The 1,975-nt window shown below is 34.6% G+C and carries 1 pseudogene; it reads left to right on the top strand.

The window, feature by feature from the left end:
- Positions 1 to 36 precede the first annotated feature (36 nt).
- A pseudogene (locus tag AACU98_RS04935) lies at positions 37 to 1,975 on the top strand (hypothetical protein); the annotation flags it as partial.

The following is a 1,975-nucleotide window of genomic DNA, read 5'->3' as shown; positions in this document are numbered from 1 at the left end:
TAACCTCCAGTTAAAATCTTATTTTTGGTATATAAAATGAAAATGAAAAATAAATCAATATTATATATATTGTGTCCTCTCTATATATGGCCTATTAATTGCTACAGCAATTATAATATAAATGATATGGGAGACTCAATTTATAACCCTTTTAGCATTGCAAATAATGCAAGTCAATATTATGAATTTAATCATAATAGATATGAATACATTAAACATCTCCACGGCCGTGTCTTAGATAAGCATAGTTACAACCAACAGTTAATGACGCCGTTTGGAAGCACTTACATATATGCAACAATAAGTGATGATACACTTTCATTATATAATCGTATAGCTGATGAAGGTGAACGTAATATTCAAAAAAAGATACCTAATTATAATGTTAGAGAAACCGTTTATTTCTCAGAAGAACTCTTACCAAATGAATTATTTATTAGTATAGATGGTGGAAAAACCATAAAAAAAATAAATAAAGAAAATAATCCGCAATTAGATCTTCTTTACCTTTCCCATATTTCAAAAAATAGTAAAACTGTTGTTGGGTATGCCTTTGCAGGTGCTAGAGCCAGATTAGAGCAGATGGTTAAAAATAATAGTATTTTTGAAGATACTATCGGTTGTGGTACATACAATGGATGTTATGTATTTGCCTATAACGTATATAACAATACATTTTCTATTTTAGATAGAAACATGGAGATTAGATATTTAACGAAAGATGGTAATTTTATTTTATATGAATACAAAGGTGATGAGAGAAAGAAACTATATATTTATGATATCTATAAAAAAGAAGACTTCGAATTAACATTCGATAACGTTAATAAGTATTTAGCTAATCATCCAGAAAAAGCAATTTTACTTTCACCAATTACTGAATATCCTTTCTTAAAGGGAATAAAAAGAAGAGGTGTTGATATTCAAAAAATCAGTGATAATGGTCAAGTCTTTATTGGCCAGCTAAACCGAGATTTGCCTAAAAAGAAATTACTGGATAGAGAATATCCTAAAGTTGCCTTTATCACAACAGCATCAGGCCCTATACGAGAACTTAGTCTCTCTGAATTTGGATCGACAAAACTTGCAGATACCTCAGCAGATGGGAACTATAGTGTTGGCTGGGGAGATGTTTGGCATTATAATTATGCAATTAAGTTACCTACTAGAACAAAAACTTCTTCAGCAATTTTTAGTCAAGCACTACTCTATGACTTCTCTAATGATAAACTCATCAATATTGGTAATCTTTCTAAAAAAGAAGAAGAAGCAAGATTTAGAAATGCCAGAGCACTTGATATTACTGCTGATGGTAAATATGTTGTAGGGTGGTCTGAAACTGATGAGTATAACTTAAAAACCATTCCAAAAGATCTAACAGGCACTGGTCCTCATGCCTTTATCATGTTTCATCGTCATGGTTTTATTTATTTCAATAATCATATGTATGACTTAGGAACACTTGACGGGGGAAAAGATTCAGAAGCACATGCCATCTCAGATGATGGAAGAATCATTTATGGTGTAGCCACTAATGAACGTAATAACTGGCGTCAAGTTATTTGGAGAAATGATGAAATCGATGATAAATATTTCAATACTGAACAACAAGAAATTGCAGATGAAAAAGATAAGCAAGCTGAGCAAGAAAAGGCTGAGCAAGAAAAAGCGGAGCAAGAGCGCCTAGCCAGACTGCAAGCTGAGCAAGAAAAAGCGAAGCAAGAAAAAGCGGAGCAAGAGCGCCTAGCCAGACTGCAAGCTGAGCAAGAAAAAGCGAAGCAAGAAAAAGCGGAGCAAGAAAAAGCGGAGCAAGAGCGCCTAGCCAGACTGCAAGCTGAGCAGGAAAAAGCGAAGCAAGAAAAAGCGGAGCAAGAGCGCCTAGCCAAACTGCAAGCTGAGCAAGAAAAAGCAGAGCAAGAGCGCCTAGCCAGACTGCAAGCTGAGCAGGAAAAAACGGAGCAAGAGCGCCTAGCCA

The sequence above is a fragment of the Proteus sp. G4380 genome, assembly GCF_963885725.1.
Taxonomy (GTDB): domain Bacteria; phylum Pseudomonadota; class Gammaproteobacteria; order Enterobacterales; family Enterobacteriaceae; genus Proteus; species Proteus mirabilis.
Note: the sequence above shows the minus strand (reverse complement) of the source record. Positions and strands in the feature narration are given on the sequence as shown.